Source organism: Streptomyces sp. NBC_00986 (assembly GCF_045162565.1).
Lineage (GTDB): Bacteria > Actinomycetota > Actinomycetes > Streptomycetales > Streptomycetaceae > Streptomyces.
Genome location: NZ_CP108733.1, coordinates 51337 through 73834 on the forward strand (window position 1 = coordinate 51337; position 22498 = coordinate 73834).

Annotated in this window: 2 protein-coding genes and 3 pseudogenes; all 5 read right to left on the minus strand. The window is 71.3% G+C overall.

Annotation, left to right across the window (positions count from 1 at the left end; translation table 11 throughout):
- Window positions 1-30: 30 nt before the first annotated feature.
- Entirely contained in the window at window positions 31-948 is a 918-nt protein-coding gene (locus tag OG504_RS00155; protein WP_405987776.1) for a proline iminopeptidase-family hydrolase, read from the minus strand.
- 97 nt (window positions 949-1045) lie between these two features.
- Window positions 1046-12019, minus strand: a pseudogene (locus tag OG504_RS00160) (SDR family NAD(P)-dependent oxidoreductase); the annotation flags it as partial.
- A gap of 46 nt (window positions 12020-12065) precedes the next feature.
- The gene (locus OG504_RS00165; RefSeq protein WP_405996220.1) at window positions 12066-12848 is read right to left on the minus strand and encodes a beta-ketoacyl reductase; all 783 of its coding nucleotides are present in this window, start codon (window positions 12846-12848) and stop codon (window positions 12066-12068) included.
- Between the two features lie 72 nt (window positions 12849-12920).
- Window positions 12921-14360, minus strand: a pseudogene (locus OG504_RS00170) (SDR family oxidoreductase); the annotation flags it as partial.
- Between the two features lie 80 nt (window positions 14361-14440).
- A pseudogene (locus OG504_RS00175) lies at window positions 14441-22480 on the minus strand (SDR family NAD(P)-dependent oxidoreductase); the annotation flags it as partial.
- Window positions 22481-22498: the final 18 nt, after the last annotated feature.

Sequence of the window (22498 nt, forward strand, 5' to 3'; positions counted from 1 at the left end):
CGCAGGGGTCCAATCGGTCGGGAGAGTCGGTCAGTCGAGGGAGTCCAGGAAGCCGGTCAGGATGCGGTAGAAGCGCTCCGGTTCCTCGATGTGGGGCACATGACTGGACTCCTCGAGGATTTCCCAGCGGACGTCCGGGATGAGATCGGCGTACGGCTGCACGGTCACCGGGGTCGCCTCGTCGTGGCGACCGGACAGCAGCAGGGTGGGCGCGGTGATGGCGGAGACGCAGTCGGTCACCGACCAGTCCCGCAAGGTGCCGGTGACGTGGAATTCCGTCGGCCCGTTCATGCTGAAGTAGACGGTGGGATCGTTGTAGATCTCCATGAAGGTGGCCAGGTACTCGCGGGGCCAGGGGTCCACCCGGCAGACGTGCTTGCGGTAGAAGTGCATGGCGGCGTCGAGGTATTCGGCGCTGTCGGTCGTCCCCGCCGCTTCGTGCCGCTTCAGTGTGTCGTCGACGCCAGGCGGCAGCGCGCTCCGCAGGACGGCCATCTCCTTCAGCCAGAGCCCGTACGAGGCCGGCGAGTTGGCGATGACGAGGCCGCGCAGCCCGTGCGGACGCGCCGAGGCGTGCTTGGCGGCGAGCAGCCCGCCCCACGACTGCCCGTACAGCAGATAGTCGTCGGCGACACCCAAGTGCTCCAGCAGGTTGCCGAGTTCGTCGAGGAAGAGCTGGACGGTCCAGAAGTCGGCGCCCTGGTGAGGCAGATGGGTGGAGCCGCCGTTGCCCAGCTGGTCGTAGTGCACGACGGGCCGGCCCTGCTCCTCGGCGAGCGAGGACAGGCCGAGGAGATAGTCGTGCGTGGCCCCGGGACCGCCGTGCACAGCGACGAGCGGAGTGCGCCCGGAGTGCAGATCGCCGGTGACCCGGTACCACGTCTCGTATCCGCGGAAGGGTGCGGTTCCCTTCTTCGCCGCCGCGAGGACGTTTCCGCTGGGCGCCATTCCCACCACCTGATTCAAGAGACGAAGCCGTGTTCACAGTCCTATGGAGAGGTCCTGCAGAGACCCTTGACGGTCGCCGGAGAGGTCCGGACCGGGGTCAGTCGAGTGAGCGGAGCCATTCCTCGATCAGCCGACCGGTCGATTCCGCTTCCTCTTCCACCAGTGCGAAGTGGTTTCCGTGCGCAAGCCGGAAGGTGTGCGCGGGGTCCCAGGGCTCGGCCCGCGGATAGTCCTCGGGGCGGATCGCCGGGTCGTCGTCCGGGATGAACGAGCCGCCCGCCCCGACGAACAGCACCGGCGCGTCGATGCCGGGCCGCTTGAAGTCGGGGAGCAGGTGGAAGTACCGGCTCATCGCCGACAGCCGCGCGCTGTCGTAAGGCCCGAAGGTCGATTCCATCTCCAGCATGCGGTACGTCATGTGCTGGAATCCCGGGGGCATTCCGTGGTCGTCGACGCTGTACGTGTCCAGGAGGACCACCCCGGCGGGACCGGTTCCCGTCGTCTCCTGCAGCCGGTGCGCCGTGCCGTAGGCGAGCAGGCCGCCGGACGAGTAGCCGACCAGGACGAACGGCTCGCCCTCGGCCGCCTCGAGGACGCTTGCCGCGAGGACGTCCACCACTGCGTCTGCGGAGGCGGGCAGGCTCTCGCCCTTGGCGAAGCCCGGCAGGGGAAGCGCCGACACCGGGCGTATGCCGCGGAAGGACGCGGCCAGCCGCGCGTGCTGCACGACTCCGCCCGCCACCATGGGGGTCGCGACGCAGATCAGGCGGGGGCGGTTCGGGCCGTCGGCCAGCCTGGCCGCGCTGGGCAGCCGGTCGAGGACCGCGCGCGTCTCGAACTGCGGCCGCAGATCGGCGACCGCCCGGAGCATCGCGAAACTCTTCGGGATGTCGCAGGTCAGGACGGATTCCCGGAACAGCGCGGTGAGCGTGTCCGCGGGCTCGTCCGCCGTGTCGGCGGCGGACGGCCCGGAGAGGCCGGCGGCAGCCATACGGCCGGACAGCTCCGCCCGCAGGAACCGGGCGAGCCCGGCCGGACTGTCGCTGTCGAAGACGACCGTGGGCGGAAGTCGAAGTCCGGTCTCCGAGGAGAGGGCACCACGCAGTTCGATCGCCGCGAGCGAGTCGAAGCCCGATTCGAGGAACCCGTGGTCGGGGTCGACGGCCCGGGTGTCGCCGTGTCCGAGCAGCCGGGCCGCGTGCGACAGCACCAGCTCCCGCAGCGTCTCTTCCCACTCGTCCTCCGGCAGGCCGGCCAGCCGGTCGCGCAGGGCGTTCGGATCGGCCTGTGGCTTGGCCGCGGCCCGCCGCCTGGCCGGAACCAGGGTCCGCAGCAGGTCGGGGACATCGGCCCCGGTCAGGGAAGGGACATCGAGGCGGATCGGCGCCAGCACGGGCCGGTCCCCGGCCATTGCCGCGTCCAGCAGGGCGAGTCCGTCCTCGGAGCGCAGCGGCAGCACACCGCCCTGCGCCATCCGCGAACGGCCGGCCTCCCCGAGCATCCCGGCCATCCCGCTGGTCTCTTCCCACATGCCCCAGGCCAGCGAGGTTCCCTTCAGACCCAGACCATGGCGATACGAGGCGAGCGCATCCAGGTAGGCGTTGGCCGCCGCGTAGTTGGCCTGCCCCGGAGAACCGAGGATGCCTGCCGCGGACGAGAACAGGACGAACGCCGACAGGTCCATCCCGGCCGTCAGCTCATGCAGGTACCACGCCGCGTCCGCCTTCGCTCCCAGCACCGCATCCACCCGCTGCGGAGTCAACGACCCCAGCACACCGTCGTCCAACACGCCTGCGGTATGAATCACCGCCGACAGCGATCGTCCCTCCAGCACCCCCGCCAACGCCGACCGGTCCGCCACGTCACACGCCACCACCTCAACGGACGCGCCCACGGCCGTGAGCTCCTCGGCCAGCGCAGCGGCGCCCGGCGCCCCCGGGCCCCGACGAGAGACCAGCAGCAGTTCCCGCACGCCGTGCTCGGCCACCAGATGCCGGGCCACCAAGGCACCCAGACCACCCGTACCGCCCGTCACCAGCACCGGGCCGTCCAGCACCAGCGCTCCCGCCTCCACCGCGGCGCGGACCAGCCGGGCCCCGTGCACCACACCGTCGCGCACCGCCACCTGCGACTCACCCGCACCCAGCACCAGCGGCAGCTCCTCCAACCGGGCATCCGCCAGAACGATCCGGCCCGGCTCCTCCGACTGCGCCGACCGCACCAACCCCCACACCCCACCAGCAGCCACATCCACCACCGGCTCACCACCCACACTCACCGCACCCTCGGTCAACACCACCAACCGAGACCCCACAAACCGCTCCCCCACCAAAAACTCCTGCACCACACCCAAAACCCGATGCAGACCCCCATGCAGTTCCCCGGACCCACAGCGCAGCACCACCGTCGGCGGCACCACCTCACCGAACCCGCCCCACTCCGCCCACTCCGCATCAACCACCGGAACCACCGGCACCACCGGCACCACCGGCACCACCGGCCACTCCACCGCGAACAGCCACTCCCCCGCACCAGAGCCCCGCGCCGCAGCCAACTGCCCTGCATCCACCTCCCGCACCACCAACGAACCCACCGACACCACCGGCCGGCCCACACCATCAGTGGCGAACAGCTCCACCCCGCCGTCGACCGGCGCGAGCCGAACCCGCAGCACGGAAGCCCCTGAAGCGTGCAGTGAGACCCCCTCCCACAGGAACGGCAACGCGATCCGTTCCTGTGCTTTCTCTCCGAGTCCGGTGGCGTGGAGGGCGGCGTCGAGGAGGGCGGGGTGCAGACCGAACCGGTCGGCCTCACCCGCCGCCTGCTCGGGCAGGGCGACCTCGGCGAAGACCTCTCCGTCGCGCTGCCAGGCCGCCCGCAGCCCCTGGAACACCGGGCCGTACTCCAGACCGGCAGCCGCCAACGTGTCGTAGAAGCCCTCCAGTTCCACCGGCTGCGCACCCGCCGGTGGCCAGACGCTCAGGTCGTAGGACGGCTCCTCGGCGGAGGATGCCAGGGTGCCGGTGGCGTGTGTGGTCCATCCACCGCCCGACTGCGGGCGGGCATGCACAGTGACCGCACGACGGCCCACACCGTCCGCCGCCCCCACCACAACCTGAACCTGCACCGGCACGTCCGACAGCAGCACGAGCGGAGCCGCCAGCGTCAGCTCCTCCACCACCGGGCAGCCGACCTCGTCCCCCGCCCGGACCGCCAGCTCGACAAAGCCGGTCCCCGGGAACAGCACACTGCCGCCCACGACATGATCCGCAAGCCAGGGCTGCGCCGACACCGACAGGCGCCCGGTCAGCACGACGGTGTCGCTGCCCGCCGGACCGACCACCGCCCCCAGCAGCGGATGACCCACCGCGTGCAGACCTGCCGAGGCCACGTCGGCGACCTGCTCCGAGGTCTCCAGCCAGTACCGCTGATGCTGGAAGGCATAAGTCGGCAGATCCGTGGCGCGGGCCCCGCACGGTGCGAAGAACGCCGCCCAGTCCACCTCCACACCCCGCGCCCAGATCCGGCCCAGAGCATCGATCAGCGTCCTGGCCTCATCACGGTCCCGCCGCAGCACCGGAACACACCCGGTCTCCGGGGCCATCGCCGACAGCACACCGTCCGGACCCAGCTCCACGAACGCATCGACACCCTGGTCCCGCAGATAGCTCACACTGTCCGCGAACCGCACCGCCTCACGCACATGCCGCACCCAGTACGCCGCATCCGGAACCACCGGCCCACCCGTCACATTGGAGATCAGCGGGATCACCGGGCTGCCGTATGCCAACTCCCCCGCCACGGCGGCGAACTCGTCCAGCATCGGCTCCATCAACGGCGAATGGAACGCATGACTGACCGCCAACCGCTTCGTCCGACGGTCGGTGAAATGCCCCACCACCCGCTCGACGTCCGCCTCAGCACCCGAAACCACCACCGCACGCGGCCCGTTCACCGCCGCAACCGACACCCGGCCCTGCAACAACGGAACGACCTCGTCCTCGGCGGCCTCCACCGCCACCATCACACCGCCCGCCGCAAGCTCCTGCATCAACCGGCCCCGCGCCGCCACCAGTTGGGCCGCATCCGCCAGTGACAACACCCCGGCCACATACGCCGCCGCCAGCTCACCCACCGAATGACCCGCCACATAATCGGGTGTGACACCCCACGACTCCAACAGCCGGAACAACGCCACCTCAACAGCGAACAACGCCGGCTGCGCAAACTCGGTGCGATCCAGGCGGTCCTGATCACCACCCCACATCACCTCACGCAACGAGGCATCGAAGCAGTCCAGCACCTCATCCAACGCCCGGGCGAACACCGGGAACACCTCATACAACTCCCGGCCCATGCCGACGCGTTGGGCACCCTGACCGGTGAACAGGAACGCCGTCGATCCGGCCGAACGCGCCGCCACCGGCACCTGACCATTCGCCAGCGCCTCCAGACCCCGCAGCAACTCGCCCCGGTCCGCACCGACGACCACCGCGCGCCGTTCCAGCCCGGCCCGCCCTGTCCCCAGCGTCAACCCCACGCCCGCCAAAGGCAGTTCAGACCACCCCGCCACGAACTCCGACAGCCGGACCGCCTGGGCGCGTACCGCGTCCTGCGACGCACCCGACACCACCCACGGCACCACCGGCAGCGGGGTGAGGTCCTCCGGCTCGGCCGGCTGTTCCGGCGCCTGCTCCACAATCACGTGCGCATTCGTGCCGCTGATGCCGAACGAGGAGATACCCGCCCGGCGCGGACGCCCACCTGCCTCGGGCCACTCACGCGCCTCGGTGAGCAGCTCGACCGCGCCCTCGTCCCAGTCGACCTGCGGCGTCGGCTCATCCACATGCAGCGTCCTGGGCAGGACGCCGTGCCGCATCGCCTCGACCATCTTGATGATCCCCGCCACACCGGCAGCCGCCTGAGTGTGCCCGATGTTCGACTTGACCGACCCCAGCCACAACGGCCCGGACTCCGCACGCTCTTGCCCGTACGTCGCCAAAAGCGCCTGCGCCTCGATCGGATCACCCAGCGTCGTACCGGTACCGTGCGCCTCCACCGCGTCGACATCCGCCGCCGACAGACCCGCATCCGCCAACGCCTGCCGGATCACCCGCTGCTGCGCCGGACCATTCGGAGCCGTCAACCCATTGCTCGCACCGTCCTGATTGACCGCCGAACCACGGACAACCGCCAGCACCCTGTGCCCCAGCCGCTGCGCGTCCGACAACCGCTCCACCAGCAGCCAGCCGACACCCTCACTGAACCCGGTGCCGTCCGTGTCCGCTGCGAACGCCTTGCAGCGGCCGTCGGGAGCCAGGCCGCGTTCGCGGCTGAACTCGACCAGCATGTCCGGGGTTGCCATGACGGTGACGCCGCCCGCGAGGGCCAGCGTGCACTCGCCCGAGCGCAGCGCCCGTACGGCGAGGTGCAGGGCGACCAGGGACGACGAGCACGCCGTGTCCACCGTCACCGCCGGACCCTCAAGACCCAGGCTGTACGCCACCCGGCCGGAGGCGATCGAACCGGCGTTGGTGTTGTGCGCGTAGTCGTGGTACATCATCCCGGCGAAAACGCCGGTCCGGCTGCCGCGCAGTGTGTGGGGGTCGATGCCGGCCCGTTCCAGGGCCTCCCAGGAGGTTTCCAGGAGCAGCCGTTGCTGCGGGTCCATGGCGGTGGCCTCGCGGGGGCCGATCCCGAAGAAGCCGGCGTCGAAGTCGCCTGCCTCGTGGAGGAATCCGCCCTGGCGGGTGTAGCAGGTGCCCTCGGTGGACGGGTCCGGGTCGTAGAGACCGGCGAGGTCCCAGCCGCGGTCGGACGGGAAGTCAGCGATCGCGTCGCCGCCGTCCGCGAGCAGCCGCCACAGGTCCTCGGGGGAACCGACGCCTCCCGGGAAGCGGCAGCTCATCCCCACGATCGCGACCGGCTCGTCGGGCGAGGCGGACATCGACGGCTCGGCGGGTGCCCGCCGTGCGGGTTTCACATCGTCCAGGTCGGCCACCAGACGCCGGACGAGGGCCAGCGGAGTCGGGTGGTCGAAGACGAGCGTGGCCGGCAGGCGCAGGCCGGTGGCCTCGCTGAGCGCGTTGCGGAACTGGACCGCGGCGAGCGAGTCGAACCCCAGGTCCTTGAAGGTGAGCTCGGGGCTGATGTGCGCGGCTCCGGCATAGCCGAGGACGGCCGCGGCCTGGGTGCGCACCATGTCCAGGACGAGGTCGCCCCGCTCGCGTTCGGACAGGCCGGCGAGTCGTTCGCGCAGCCCCTGGTTGTCGGTGGTGGTCGCGGCGGCGCGCCGGGGGGTGCCGCGGACGAGTCCGCGCAGCAGGTCGGGCACGTCGGTCCCGGCCAGGGCGCGGGTGTCGAGGTGGATCGGCGCCAGCGCGGGGCGGCCGTCGGCGATGGCCGCATCCAGCAGCGCCAACCCGTCCTGCGATGCCAGCGGCAGCACACCACCCTGCGCCATCCGAGAGCGGTCGGCCTCGCCGAGTCCCTCGGTCAGACCGCTGGTCTGTTCCCACAGGCCCCAGGCCAGCGATGTCGCCTTCAGGCCGAGGCTGTGGCGGTGCGCGGCGAGGGCGTCCAAGTAGGCGTTGGCCGCAGCGTAGTTGGCCTGCCCCGGAGAACCGAGGATTCCCGCCGCGGACGAGAACAGCACGAACGCCGACAGGTCCATCCCCGCCGTCAGCTCATGCAGATACCGGGCCGCATCCGCCTTCGGAGCAAACACCCCGTCCAGCCGCTCCGGCGTCAACGACGACACAACACCGTCGTCCAGCACACCCGCCGTATGAACCACCGCAGTCAAGGAGCGGTTTTCCAGCACCGCCGAGAGTGCCGAACGGTCCGCCACGTCACACGCCACAATCTCAACCGCAGCACCCAACTCCGCCAGCTCCAAAGCGAGTTCGGCTGCTCCGGGGGCGTCCGGCCCCCGACGAGAGACCAGCAGCAGCTCCCGCACGCCGTGCTCGGCCACCAGATACCGGGCCACCAACGCACCCAGACCACCCGTACCACCCGTGATCAGAACCGGACCCACGCCGTACGACGGCCGCACATCCACGTCCACCCCGGCACGCACCAGCCGGGCCCCGTGCACCACACCGGCCCGCACCGCCGCCTGCGACTCACCCGAACCCAAGACCAGGGCCAGATCACCCAGCTGACCATCGGCCAGGACGATCCGGCCCGGCTCCTCCGACTGCGCCGACCGCACCAACCCCCACACCCCACCACCGGCCACATCCACCACCGGCTCACCACCCACACTCACCGCACCCTCGGTCAACACCACCAACCGAGACCCCACAAACCGCTCCCCCACCAAAAACTCCTGCACCACACCCAAAACCCGATGCAGATCCCCACCACCAACCCGCAGAACCACAACCTCCGGAACCACATCCCGAACGTCATCCCACTCAACCCACGACACCTCAACAACCTCAGCCACCGGCACCACCGGCCACTCCACCGCGAACAGCCACTCCCCCGCACCAGAGCCCCGCGCCGCAGCCAACTGCTCCGCGGAAACCTCCCGCACCACCAACGAACCCACCGACACCACCGGCCGGCCCACACCATCTGCGGCGAGGACCTGGAGCCCGTTCTCCGAGCGGGTGAGACGGACGCGGAGCGTCGAGGCGCCGGTGGCGCGCAGGGTCACGGCGGTCCAGGCAAACGGCAGTGCGGCGGCGCCGTCGGCGACCACTCCGGTCAGAGCGCCGCCGTGCAGGGCGGCGTCGAGGAGCGCCGGATGCAGACCGAAGCGTTCCGCGTCGCCCGCCGCCTGCTCGGGCAGGGCGACCTCGGCGAACACCTCGCCGTCCCGCCGCCAGGCCGCCCGCAGCCCCCGAAACACCGGCCCGTACTCCAGACCGGCAGCCGCCAACTCCTCGTAGAAGCCCGCCAGGTCCACCGGCTCCGCACCTACCGGCGGCCAGACGGCCAGGTCGTAGGACGGGGAGTGGGCGGCTGCCGCCAGCGTGCCGGTCGCGTGCAGAGTCCAGGCGGCTCCTTCCACGCCGTCGCTCTCCGGGCGGGCGTAGACGGAGAGCGGGCGGTGGCCCGTCGCGGTGACGGCCTCGACGACGACCCTGATCCTGACCGCGGTGTCGTCCGGCAGGACCAGGGGGGCGCAGAGGGTCAGTTCCTCCACGACGGGGCAGCCGGTCTCGTCGCCCGCCCTGATCGCCACCTCGACGAAGCCGGTGCCGGGGAACAGCACCGTCCCGCCGGCGGCGTGGTCGGTCAGCCAGGGCTCGGTCCTGGGCGCGAGGCGTCCGGTGAGGACGAGCGGTCCGTGCGGGTCGCCTTCGACCGGGTCGAGGGCGGCGCCGAGGAAGGGGTGTTCGATGGGGCGCTGGCCCAGGGTCCGGGCGTCGGTCGTGCCGGAGGCGGACGGGGTATCGATCCAGTAGCGCTGCCGTTGGAAGGCGTACGTCGGCAGGTCGACGGCGGCCGGGGTGTGCCCGGTGAGGAGAGAGCTCCAGTCGACGGGGGCGCCCCGGGTGTAGGCGTCCGCGAGGGACAGGGCATAGCGGCGCGGGCCGCCGTCCTCGCGGCGCAGCGACTCCACGGAGGCCGCGACGGCGCCGGTCTCGGCGATGCTCTCCTCGATGCCGGGGCGCAGCACCGGGTGCGGGCTGCACTCGACGAACAGGCCGTAGCCGTCGGCGAGGAGGGCACGGGTGGCCTGCTCGAACTCGACGGTGGAGCGCAGGTTGCGGTACCAGTAGCCGGCGTCGAGCCGCTCGGTGTCGGTGCGGGCGCCGTGCAGTGTGGAGTAGAAGGCGATGTCGGTGGCGCGCGGCGCGACGGGCGCGAGGAGTTCGGCGAGTTCGGCTTCGAGCGCGTCGACGTGGACTGAGTGCGCGGCGAAGTCGACGCCCGGGATGGCCCAGCGCATGGTGCCGGAGCGGGCCAGGGTGGTGCCGAGTTCGGCGAGGGCGTCGGCGTCGCCGGAGACGACGACGGCACTCGGGCCGTTCACGGCGGCGATGGAGACCCGGCCGTCGAGGGGGGCGATCTTCTCGCGCACCCAGTCGACGGACTGAACGATGGACAGCATGCCGCCGCGGCCCGCGAGGGCGCGCAGCGCCTTGCTGCGCAGGGCGACGATGCGGGCGCCGTCCTCCAGGGTGAGGGCGCCCGCGACGCAGGCGGCGGCGATCTCGCCCTGCGAGTGCCCGACGACGGCGGCGGGCTCGACACCGTACGAACGCCACAAGGCGGCGAGGGAGACCATCACGGCCCACAGTGCCGGCTGCGCGACGTCGACGCGGTCGAGGGAGGGGGCGTCCGGTTCCTGGCGCAGGACCGCGGTCAGCGACCAGTCGATGAAGGCGTCGAGGGCACGGGCGCACTCGTCGACACGGGCGGCGAACACCGGCGCGGTGTCGAGAAGTTCGGCGGCCATGCCGGGCCAGTGGGAGCCCTGCCCCGGGAAGACGAACACGGTCTTGCCGGGGGTGGTTCCGGTGCCGCGGACCAGTGCCTCGTGGGGCGCGCCGTCGGCGAGCGCCTGAAGGGCGCGGGTGAACTCGTCCTGATCGTCGGCGAGGACGACGGCACGGTGGGCGAAGGTGGCGCGGGTGGTGAGCAGCGCGTGCCCGAGGTCGGCGGGCGCGGTGCCCGGGTGGTCCGCCAGGTGCGCGGCGAGGCGCTCGGCCTGGGCGGTGAGGGCCTGGGCGCTCTTGGCGGAGAGGATCCAGGGCAGCAGGGCGCCGGAAGCCGGGGGGGTGTGGGGCTCGGCCGGGACGGGTTCGGTGTCCTGCTCGATGATGACGTGGGCGTTGGTGCCGCTGACGCCGAAGGAGGAGATGCCGACGCGACGCGGCGCGCCCGTCTCGGGCCACTCCCGGGCCTCGGTCAGCAGCCGTACCTCGCCCTCCGTCCAGTCGACCTGCGGCGTCGGCTCGTCCACGTGCAGCGTCCTGGGCAGGACGCCGTGCCGGATCGCCTCGACCATCTTGATGATCGCGCCCGCGCCCGCCGCCGCCTGGGTGTGCCCGATGTTCGACTTGAGCGAACCCAGCCACAGCGGCCGTCCCCCGGAGCGGTTTTGGCCGTACGTGGCGATCAGGGCCTGTGCCTCGATCGGGTCGCCGAGTTTGGTGCCGGTGCCGTGGCCTTCGACGGCGTCGATCTGCTCGGGCGCAAGGCGGGCATTGGCCAGCGCCTGGCGGATGACGCGCTGCTGTGCCGGACCGTTGGGCGCGGTCATGACGCTGGATGCGCCGTCCTGGTTGACGGCGGTGCCGCGGACGACGGCGAGCACGCGGTGTCCGTTGCGGCGGGCGTCGGAGAGGCGCTCGACCAGCAGCATGCCCACGCCTTCGGACCAGTTGGCGCCGTCGGCGGCGCCCGCGAAGGACTTGCAGCGGCCGTCGCGCGCCATGGCCTGCTGGCGCGAGTACTCGACGAACGTCTCCGGTGTGGCCATCACGGCGACACCGCCGGCGAGCGCCAGCGTGGACTCGCCGGAACGCAGCGACTGCAACGCCTGGTGCAGGGCGACGAGCGACGACGAGCACGCCGTGTCGACGGTGACCGACGGACCTTCGAGGCCCAGCACGTACGAGACCCGGCCGGAGGCGATCGCACCCGCGTTGTTGTTGTACGCGTAGTCGTGGTACATCATCCCGGCGAACACACCGGTCCTGCTGCCGCGCAGGCTCACCGGATCGATGCCCGCCCGCTCCAGCGCCTCCCACGACGCCTCCAGGAGCAGCCGCTGCTGCGGGTCCATGTAGAGGGCGTCGTTGGGGCTGATGCCGAAGAACGCCGGGTCGAACTCGGCGGCGTCGTAGAGGAACCCGCCCTGGTCGACATAGCTCGTCTCGGGGCGTTGTCCGGTCGGGTCGTAGAGGTGCTCGACGTCCCAGCCGCGGTCGGCGGGGAAGGTGCCGATGGCGTCCGTGCCGTCGGCGACCAGCCGCCACAGGTCTTCGGGGGAACCGACGCCGCCGGGGAAGCGGCAACTCATTCCGATGATCGCGATGGGCTCCGATGCTGCGGCGGTGAGCTCTTTGTTCTGCCCGCGCAGGCGCTCGGTCTCCTTGAGGGAGGCCCGCAGGGCGGCGACGAGTTTCTCTTCGGAACCGGTCATCGTCGTCTCACACTTCCTGATTCGCGTCGTCGCGGCCGGAGCCGTCGAGTGCCAGACTGATCAGCATTTCCGTGTCCATCGCGTCGATGTCCTCGCGCTCGTCGGCGTCCGGTGCGCCGTCGGCCTCCGTGCCGTCGGCCGCGAGCCGCAGCAGGGTGTCGACGAGGCCGGCCGCGCGCAGCCGGGTGTAGGGGACGGAGCGCAGGATGCGGTGGAACTCCTGCTCGGTGGTGTCGGCCGTCTCGGTGTCCGCCGCCGGCTCCGCGGTGGCGGGTGCGAGGCGTTCCAGCAGGTGTCGGGCGAGCGCCCGCGGGTTGGGGTGGTCGAAGACGGCGGTGGCGGGCAGCCGCAGGCCGGTCAGCTCGCCCAGCCGGTTGCGCAGTTGCATGGCGGCGAGCGAGTCGAACCCGGACTCGAGGAAGCCCCGGTCGGGGTCGACGGCCCGCGCGTCGCTGTGTCCGAGGAGCCGCGCCGCGTGCGTGAGCACCAGGTCCCGAAGCTCCTCTTCCTGCCGTACGGACGTCAGACCGGCGAGCCGCGTACGCAGCGAGTCCGGGTCGCCTCCCTGTCCCTTGGCGGCCGCCCGTCGGGTGACGGGCACGAGTCCGCGCAGCAGGTCAGGCACGTCGGTCCCGGCCAGGGCGCGGGTGTCGAGGTGGATCGGCGCCAGCGCGGGGCGGCCGTCGGCGACCGCCGCATCCAGCAGCGCCAACCCGTCGTGCGACGCCAGCGGCAGCACACCACCATCGGCGATACGGGAACGGTCGGTCCGGTCGAGAGCGCTGGTCATTCCGCTGGTCTGTTCCCACAGGCCCCAGGCCAGCGATGTCGCCTTCAGGCCGAGGCTGTGGCGGTGCGCGGCGAGCGCGTCCAAGTAGGCGTTGGCCGCCGCATAGTTGGCCTGCCCCGGAGAGCCCAACGTCCCTGCCGCGGACGAGAACAGCACGAACGCCGACAGATCCATCCCCGCCGTCAGCTCATGCAGATACCGGGCCGCATCCGCCTTCGGAGCAAACACCGCATCCAGCCGCTCCGGCGTCAACGACGACACAACACCGTCGTCCAGCACACCCGCCGTATGAACCACCGCAGTCAGGAAGCGGTTCACCAGCACACCGGACAACGCGTCACGATCACTCACATCACACGCCACAACCTCAACCGCGGCACCCAACTCCGCCAGCTCCAAAGCGAGTTCGGCTGCGCCGGGGGCGTCCGGACCGCGCCGCGACAGCAGCACCAGCTCCCGCACACCGTGCTCGGCCACCAGATACCGGGCCACCAACGCACCCAGACCACCCGTACCACCCGTGATCAGAACCGGACCCACGCCGTACGACGGCCGCACATCCACGTCCACCCCGGCACGCACCAGCCGAGCCGCACGGACTTCACCACCGCGCACCGCCACCTGCGACTCACCCGCACCCAGCACCAGCGGCAGCTCCTCCAACCCGGCATCCGCCAGAACGATCCGGCCCGGCTCCTCCGACTGCGCCGACCGCACCAACCCCCACACCCCACCAGCAGCCACATCCACCACCGGCTCACCACCCACACTCACCGCACCCTCGGTCAACACCACCAACCGAGACCCCACAAACCGCTCCCCCACCAAAAACTCCTGCACCACACCCAAAACCCGATGCAGACCCCCACCACCAACCCGCAGAACCACAACCTCCGGAACCACATCCCGAACGTCATCCCACTCAACCCACGACACCTCAACAACCTCAGCAACCGGCACCACCGGCCACTCCACCCCGAACAACCACTCCCCCGCACCAGACCCCCGCACCGCAGCCAACTGCCCCGCATCCACCTCCCGCACCACCAACGAACCCACCGACACCACCGGCCGACCCACACCATCCACAGCCGTCAGCACCACACCATCGGCAACCCGCGCAAGCCGCACCCGCAACACCGAGGCACCAGAAGCCCACAACGTCACGTCCGACCAGGAAAACGGCAGCAACGTCCGACCGTCCCCCTCCACAGCACCGAGCGACATCGCATGCAGAGCAGCGTCCAGAAGCGCCGGATGCAGACCGAAACGACCCGCCTCACCCGCCGCCTGCTCCGGCAGGGCGACCTCGGCGAACACCTCACCGTCGCGCCGCCAGGCCGCCCGCAACCCCTGGAACACCGGCCCGTAGCCGAGTCCGACCCCCGCCAACTCCTCGTAGAAACCCCCAGTTCCACCGGCTCCGCACCAACCGGCGGCCAGGAGAGCAGCTGTTGGTCGGTCCTCTCGTCGGCGAACGGCGCGAGCGCTCCGGTGGCGTGCAGCGTCCACGGGCCCTCGTCCTGCTCGGGACGGGCGTGCACGCTCACCGGGCGGTCGCCGTGCGGCTCGGCCGCGCCGACCGTGACCTGCACCTGTACCCCGCTCTGCGCCGGCAGCAGCAGGGGTGTGGTGAGGGTGAGTTCGCGGATCACCGGGCAGCCGACCTCGTCGCCCGCCCTGATCGCCAGCTCCACGAAGCCGGTACCGGGGAACAGCACGCTGCCGCCCACGGCATGGTCCGCAAGCCACTTGTGGGTGTGGGTCGAAAGGCGTCCGGACAGCAGCACACCGTCCGTTCCCGCGAGGGTCACCGTCGCGCCGAGCAACGGGTGGTCGGGAGCACCCAGGCCGACGGCGGCGGGCGAGCCGGTGTCGGTGACCGGTTCGAGCCAGAAGTGCTCGTGCTGGAAGGCGTACGTCGGCAGGTCGGTGTGGCGGGCGGGCGCGGTGGGGAAGAGCCGCCGCGGATCCACGGTCGCGCCGTGGGCGTGCGCCTCCATCAGGGAGGCGAGCAGGCGGCGTTCGTCGCCGTTGTCTCGGCGCAGCGAGCCGACGACGGCGGCCCGCGCGTCGGCCGCCTCGATGGTGTCGGCGAGGCCGACGAGCAGGCCGGGGTGCGGGCTGCACTCGACGAACAGGCCGTGCCCGTCGGCGAGCAGGGCCCGGGTCGCCTCTTCGAAGCGGACCGTCTCGCGCAGGTTGGTGTACCAGTACCGGGCGTCGAGGGTCGCGGTGTCGAGGGGGGAGCCGGTCACCGTCGAGTAGAAGGGGATGTCCGAGGTATGCGACTCCAACCCCGCGAGCTGCGCGGCGAGTTCGTCGCGGATGCCCTCGACGTAGACCGAGTGCGAGGCGTAGTCGACGGGGATGACGCGGGCGCGGACTCCGTCGGCGTCCAGGGACGCGCGCAGTTCCTCGAGTGCTGCGGGCACACCGCAGACGACGGCGGACGTCGGGCTGTTGACCACAGCGAGCTGCAGTTGTCCGCCCCAGTCGGCGATGCGCGCGCGGGCCTCGCTCTCGGAGAGGGCGACGGACATCATGCCGCCCTGACCGGCGAGTTCACGCCGGATGACCTGGCTGCGCAGGGCGACGACGCGGGCGCCGTCCTCCAGGGTGAGGGCGCCCGCGACGCAGGCGGCGGCGATCTCGCCCTGCGAGTGCCCGACGACGGCGGCGGGCTCGACACCGTACGAACGCCAGGCTTCGGCGAGGGAGACCATCACGGCCCACAGCGCGGGCTGGACGACATCCACGTCGGTGAAGTCGGGGGCGCCTTCGTCGCCGCGGAGCACGGCGAGCAGGTCCCAGTCGACGAAGGGTTCCAGGGCGCGGGCGCAATCGCGCAGTCGCGCGGCGAACGCCGGCACGGAATCGAGGAGGTCCAGGCCCATGCCCTGCCACTGGGAGCCCTGGCCGGGGAAGACGAAGACGGTCTTGGCGGCGCCGGGCACCACAGTGCCGCGGACCACGGTGCTCGTCGCTGTCCTGTCGCCCGGGGCGGCCTCGTCACCCGCCAGTTCGTCCAGCCCGGCGAGGAGTTCAGCCCGGTCGGCGCCGATGACGGTGGCCCGGTGTTCGAAGAGCTGGCGAGTCGTCAGCAGCGCGTGCCCGGCACCGGCGGCCGAGGGCTCTTCCTCGGCGCGGAGGAAGGTGCGCAGCCGGTCCGCCTGGCCGCGCAGGGCGTCGGCGGTGCGGGCGGTCACGACGAGTGGGACGAGCGCCGGTGCCGGGGGGGTGTGGGGCTCGGCCGGGACAGGTTCGGTGTCCTGCTCGATGATGACGTGGGCGTTGGTGCCGCTGACGCCGAAGGAGGAGATGCCGACGCGACGCGGCGCGCCCGTCTCGGGCCACTCCCGGGCCTCGGTCAGCAGCCGTACCTCGCCCTCCGTCCAGTCGACCTGCGGCGTCGGCTCGTCCACGTGCAGCGTCCTGGGCAGGACGCCGTGCCGGATCGCCTCGACCATCTTGATGATCGCGCCCGCGCCCGCCGCCGCCTGGGTGTGCCCGATGTTCGACTTGAGCGAACCCAGCCACAGCGGCCGTCCCTCGGGCCGTTCGCGCCCGTAGGTCGCCATCAGTGACTGGGCCTCGATCGGGTCGCCGAGTTTGGTGCCGGTGCCGTGTGCCTCGACGGCGTCGATGTCGACGAGCGCCAGTCCGGCATTGGCGACGGCCTGCCGGATGACGCGCTGCTGGGAGGGTCCGTTGGGGGCGGTGAGGCCGTTGCTGGCGCCGTCCTGGTTGACGGCGGTGCCGCGGACGACGGCGAGCACGCGGTGTCCGTTGCGGCGGGCGTCGGAGAGGCGCTCGACCAGCAGCATGCCCACGCCTTCGCCCCAGCCCGTGCCGTCGGCGCTCGCGGCGAACGACTTGCAGCGGCCGTCCTTGGACAGCCCGCGCTGCCTGCTGAACTCGATGAACGTCTCCGGTGTGGCCATCACGGCGACACCGCCGGCGAGCGCCAGCGTGGACTCGCCGGAACGCAGCGACTGCACCGCCTGGTGCAGGGCGACGAGCGACGACGAGCACGCCGTGTCGACGGTGACCGACGGACCTTCGAGGCCCAGCACGTACGAGACCCGGCCGGAGGCGATCGCACCGGTGCTGCTGTTGTACGCGTAGTCGTGGTACATCATCCCGGCGAACACACCGGTCCTGCTGCCGCGCAGGCTCACCGGATCGATGCCCGCCCGCTCCAGCGCCTCCCACGACGCCTCCAGGAGCAGCCGCTGCTGCGGGTCCATCATCAGCGCCTCGTTGGGGCTGATCCCGAAGAAGCCGGGGTCGAAGTCCCCTGCCTCGTAGAGGAATCCGCCCTGGTTGACATAGGTGGTGTCGGGGCGTTGTCCGGTCGGGTCGTAGTCGCGTTCGACGTCCCAGCCGCGGTCGGCGGGGAAGGTGCCGATGGCGTCCGTGCCGTCGGCGACCAGCCGCCACAAGTCGTCCGGCGAGCCGACCCCGCCCGGGAAACGGCAGCTCATGCCGATGATCGCGATGGGCTCGTCCAGGGCCTGAGCGGTGACGGCGACCGGCGCGGTCTCGTCGACCGTGTCGGCGATCTCACCGAGCAGGTAGCGGGCCACGGACTGCGCGTTCGGGTAGTCGAAGACGAGGGTGGCGGGCAGCCGCAGGCCGGTCGCCTCGCCCAGCCGGTTGCGCAGTTCCACGGCGGCGAGCGAGTCGAACCCCAGGTCTCTGAAGGCACGTTCGGGGTCGACGGCGTCCGGCCCCGGATGTCCGAGCACGGCCGCCGCCTCGGTCCGTGCGATGAGCAGCAGCGCGTCCTCCCACTCGGTCTCGGGCAGCCCCGCGAGCCGGGTGCGCAGGGTGTCCGCGCCCGCTTGCGCTTTGCCGGCCGCCCGTCGGGTGACGGGCACGAGTCCGCGCAGCAGGTCGGGCACGTCGGTCCCGGCCAGGGCGCGGGTGTCGAGGTGGATCGGCGCCAGTGCCGGACGGCCGTCGGCGATGGCCGCATCCAGCAGCGCCAACCCGTCCTGCGATGCCAGCGGCAGCACACCACCCTGGCTCATCCGCGAACGGTCGGTGTCCCCGAGCGTCGCCGCCATTCCGCTGGTCTGTTCCCACAGGCCCCAGGCCAGCGATGTCGCCTTCAGGCCGAGGCTGTGGCGATACGACGCGAGGGCGTCCAAGTAGGCGTTGGCCGCCGCATAGTTGGCCTGCCCCGGAGAACCGAGGATTCCCGCCGCGGACGAGAACAGCACGAACGCCGACAGGTCCATCCCCGCCGTCAGCTCATGCAGATACCGGGCCGCATCCGCCTTCGGAGCAAACACCCCGTCCAACCGCTCCGGCGTCAACGACGACACAACACCGTCGTCCAGCACACCCGCCGTATGAACCACCGCAGTCAGGAAGCGGTTTTCCAGCACCGCCGAGAGTGCCGAACGGTCCGCCACGTCACACGCCACAATCTCAACCGCAGCACCCAACTCCGCCAGTTCGGCGACGAGTTCGGCTGCGCCGGGGGCGTCCGGCCCCCGACGAGAGACCAGCAGCAGCTCCCGCACACCGTGCTCGGCCACCAGATACCGGGCCACCAACGCACCCAGACCACCCGTACCACCCGTGATCAGCACCGGACCCACGCCGTACGACGGCCGCACATCCACGTCCACCCCGGCACGCACCAGCCGAGCCCCGTGCACCACACCGGCCCGCACCGCCACCTGCGACTCACCCGAACCCAGCACCAGCGGCAGCTCCTCCAACCCGGCATCCGCCAGAACGATCCGGCCCGGCTCCTCCGACTGCGCCGACCGCACCAACCCCCACACCCCACCAGCAGCCACATCCACCACCGGCTCACCACCCACACTCACCGCACCCTCGGTCAACACCACCAACCGAGACCCCACAAACCGCTCCCCCACCAAAAACTCCTGCACCACACCCAAAACCCGATGCAGACCCCCCTGCAGTTCCCCGGACCCACAGCGCAGCACCACCGTCGGCGGCACCACCTCACCGAACCCGCCCCACTCCGCCCACTCCGCATCAACCACCGGAACCACCGGAACCACCGGCCACTCCACCCCGAACAGCCACTCCCCCGCACCCGAGCCCCGCGCCGCAGCCAACTGCTCCGCGGAAACCTCCCGCACCACCAACGAACCCACCGACACCACCGGCCGGCCCACACCATCCACAGCCGTCAGCACCACACCATCGGCAACCCGCGCAAGCCGCACCCGCAACACCGAGGCACCAGAAGCCCACAACGTCACGTCCGACCAGGAAAACGGCAGCAACGTCCGACCGTCCCCCTCCACAGCACCGAGCGACATCGCATGCAGAGCAGCGTCCAGAAGCGCCGGATGCAGACCGAAACGACCCGCCTCACCCGCCGCCTGCTCGGGCAGGGCGACCTCGGCGAACACCTCACCGTCGCGCCGCCAGGCCGCCCGCAACCCCCGAAACACCGGCCCGTAGCCGAGTCCGACCCCCGCCAACTCCTCGTAGAAACCCCCCAGTTCCACCGGCTCCGCACCAACCGGCGGCCAGACGGCCAGGTCGTAGGACGGGGAGTCGGCGGCTGCCGCCAGCGTGCCGGTCGCATGGGTCGTCCACTCCGCGTCCGGTCCTGCGAGGTGCGGACGGCTGTAGACCGTCACCGGGCGGCGGCCCCTGTGATCCGGTGCCGCGACGACGACCTGGATCTGGATCTGGGAGTCCTCAGGCACCACCAACGGAACGGACAGCGTCAGCTCCTCGACCGCCGGGCACCCGACCTCGTCCCCCGCCCGGACCGCCAACTCCACGAAACCGGTCCCCGGGAACAGCACACTGCCGCCCACGACATGATCCGCAAGCCAGGGCTGAGCAGCAGTCGACAGGCGCCCGGTCAGCACGACGGTGTCGCTGCCCGCCGGACCGACCACCGCCCCCAGCAGCGGATGACCCACCGCATGCAGACCGGCCGAGGCCACATCGGCGACCTGCTCCGAGGTCTCCAGCCAGTACCGCTGGTGCTGGAAGGCATAGGTCGGCAGGTCCACCCGGCGGGCCCCGGACGGTGCGAAGAACGCCGCCCAGTCGACCTCGACACCCCGCGCCCAGATCCGGCCCAGAGCATCGATCAGCGTCCTGGCCTCGTCACGGTCCTTGCGCAGCACCGGAACGCACCCGGTCTCCGGGGCCATCGCCGACAGCACACCGTCCGGACCCAGCTCCACGAACGCATCGACACCCTGGTCCCGCAGATAGCTCACACTGTCCGCGAACCGCACCGCCTCGCGGACATGCCGCACCCAGTACGCCGCATCCGGAACCACCGGCCCACCCGTCACGTTCGACACCAACGGGATCACCGGACTGCCATACGTCAGCCCGCCCGCCACGGCGGCGAACTCGTCCAGCATCGGCTCCATCAACGGCGAATGGAACGCATGACTGACCGCCAACCGCTTCGTCCGACGGCCGGCGAAACGGGCCACCAAACGGTCCACATCCGCCTCAGCACCCGAAACCACCACCGCACGCGGCCCGTTCACCGCCGCAACCGACACCTGTCCGTCCAGCAACGGAACGACCTCGTCCTCGGTGGCCTCCACCGCCACCATCACACCGCCCGCCGCAAGCTCCTGCATCAACCGGCCCCGCGCCGCGACCAGTTGGGCCGCATCCGCCAGTGACAACACCCCGGCCACATGCGCCGCCGCCAGCTCACCCACCGAATGACCGGCCACGTAATCGGGTGTGACACCCCACGACTCCAGCAGCCGGAACAGCGCCACCTCGACGGCGAACAACGCCGGCTGCGCAAACTCCGTACGATCGAGAACCGCCTGGTCCCCGCCCCACATCACCTCACGCAGCGAGGCATCGACCAGCCCGTCGAAGCAGTCGAACACCTCGTCCAAGACCCGGGCGAACACCGGGAACGACGCGTACAGCTCCAGGCCCATGTTCAGGCGTTGGGCACCCTGACCGGTGAACAGGAATGCCGTCGTCCGGTCCGTGGCGGCGATGCCCTCGTGGTCCGACAGCGCCTCCAGGCCCCGTACCAGTTCGTCCCGGTCCGACCCGACGATCACCGCGCGCCGTTCCAGCCCGGCCCGCCCGGCGCCGAGGGACAACGCCAGGTCCGTGAGCGGGACTTCGGGGCTCTTGGCCAGGAAGGCGACGAGGCGGGCGATCTGTTCGCGCAGGGCCTGCCCGGTGCGGCCCGACACCACCCACGGCACCATCGGCAGCGGGGTGAGGTCCTCCGGCTCGGCCGGCTGTTCCGGCGCCTGCTCCACGATCACGTGCGCATTCGTGCCGCTCACGCCGAACGAGGAGATCCCGGCCCGGCGCGGGCGGTCCGCCACGGGCCACTCACGCGCCTGCGTCAGCAGCCGTACATCGCCCTCGGTCCAGTCGACCTGCGGCGTCGGCTCGTCCACATGCAGCGTCCTGGGCAGGACGCCGTGCCGCATCGCCTCGACCATCTTGATGATCCCCGCCACACCGGCAGCCGCCTGGGTGTGCCCGATGTTCGACTTCAGCGAACCCAGCCACAACGGCTGTTCCTCCGCACGCCCCTGCCCGTACGTCGCCAAAAGCGCCTGCGCCTCGATCGGATCACCCAGCCTGGTGCCCGTGCCGTGCGCCTCCACCGCGTCGACGTCCGCCGCCGACAGACCCGCGTCCGCCAACGCCTGCCGGATCACCCGCTGCTGCGCCGGACCATTCGGAGCGGTGAGGCCGTTGCTCGCACCGTCCTGATTGACCGCCGAACCACGGACGACCGCCAGCACCCTGTGCCCCAGCCGCTGGGCGTCCGACAACCGCTCCACCAGCAGCATGCCGACACCCTCACTCCAGCCCGTGCCGTCGGCGGAGGCGGCGAAGGACTTGCAGCGGCCGTCGGGGGCCAGGCCGTTCTGACGGCTGAAGGCGACGAAGGCGGCCGGCGTGGACATCACCATGACGCCGCCGGCCAGGGCCATGGAGCACTCACCCTGCCGCAGCGCCTGCGCGGCGAGGTGGAGCGCGACCAGCGAGGACGAGCACGCCGTGTCCACCGTCACCGCCGGACCCTCAAGGCCCAGGCTGTACGCCACCCGGCCAGAGAGAACGGCGGGTGACACGGCCGTGGACATGAAGGCCTCGGCGGCCTCGGGGGCGCGCAGGAGCAGGTCGCCGTAGTCCTGGATGCCCGAGCCCACGAAGACGCCGACGTCCCGGCCGCGCAGGGAGTGCGGGTCGACACCGGCGCGTTCCATGGCTTCCCAGGACGCTTCCAGGACGAGCCGTTGCTGGGGATCCGTGGCGATCGCCTCGCGCGGAGAGATCTCGAAGAAGTCCGCGTCGAAGTCCGCGGCGCCATCGATGAAACCGCCCTCATGGACATAACTTGTGCCGTGCGGGCCGTCGTTCCCAGCGAGTTTCGCGAGGTCCCAGCCGCGGTCGGCCGGGAATTCCCCGATGCCGTCCCGGCCCTCGGCCACCAGCCGCCACAGGTCGTCGGGCGAGCCGACGCCACCGGGGTAGCGGCAGCTCATCCCCACGATGGCGACCGGTTCACGGTCGGCGGTCTGCGCCTCCTGCAGTCGCTGCCGCGTCTGGTGCAGATCGGCGGTGACCCGCTTGAGGTATTCGAGGAGCTTCTCGTCGTTCGCCATCAGATCCTCACAACATTC

Bases quoted from the DNA above. Each gene is read 5' to 3' on its own strand.
- OG504_RS00165 (WP_405996220.1), bottom strand. From the start codon at position 12,848: ATGACCAGCGCTCTCGACCGGACCGACCGTTCCCGTATCGCCGATGGT.
- OG504_RS00155 (WP_405987776.1), bottom strand. From the start codon at position 948: ATGGCGCCCAGCGGAAACGTCCTCGCGGCGGCGAAGAAGGGAACCGCA.